General features: G+C 31.4%; 1 pseudogene. It reads right to left on the bottom strand.

Annotated elements, in window-relative coordinates:
- Positions 1-596 (bottom strand): annotated as a pseudogene (locus tag CCO88_RS09770) (methyl-accepting chemotaxis protein); the annotation flags it as partial.

The raw sequence follows: 596 nt of genomic DNA, 5'->3' as shown, positions 1-596 counted from the left end.
TAGCAGCATTTAATGCTAAAAGATTGATTTGATCTGCAATATCTCCAATAATACCTGTAACATTCTTAATCTCTTCAGATTGAGTGATAACATCACTGGTTTTTACAGAAACATTTTGCATAGAAGAAGTAATCTCTTCTAAAGCAGCTGCGGTTTCTTCTAAAGAAGCTGCTTGAGAATTAGAAGATGAAGTAAGGTTTTGAACTGCACTTTGAAGTTTAGAACTTTCACTGGCTAAATGATTAGCAAAGTCAGAACTTTGTTTTAACATCTTAACAATTTCATCCCCTAAAGCATTAGTAGTTACTTCAACACTACCATTAGCATTATCAAGTTTATTTCTAAAGTCTAAAGACTTATATTCTTCAAAGATCTTATGAATAGCATTCATATCTGATCCTACTCTAGTTTGTAAAACATCTAAAAGTCTATTTAGAACATTTTTAAGTTCTATTAATTGTGGATTTCTAGGATTAGCTGTAATTCTTGCAGTAAGATTACCACTTTCTACTACTCCTACAGTTTCAACACTTTCTTTTACTGCTTTAGCATCTTGTTCTAAACCTTGTTTAGTAGCAAGGATGTTTTCGTTGATA

The organism is Campylobacter coli LMG 9860 (assembly GCF_000254135.1).
GTDB classification, from domain to species: Bacteria; Campylobacterota; Campylobacteria; order Campylobacterales; family Campylobacteraceae; genus Campylobacter_D; species Campylobacter_D coli.
The sequence above is the reverse complement of the archived record's forward strand: the minus strand, read 5'-3'. Positions and strand labels throughout refer to the sequence as shown.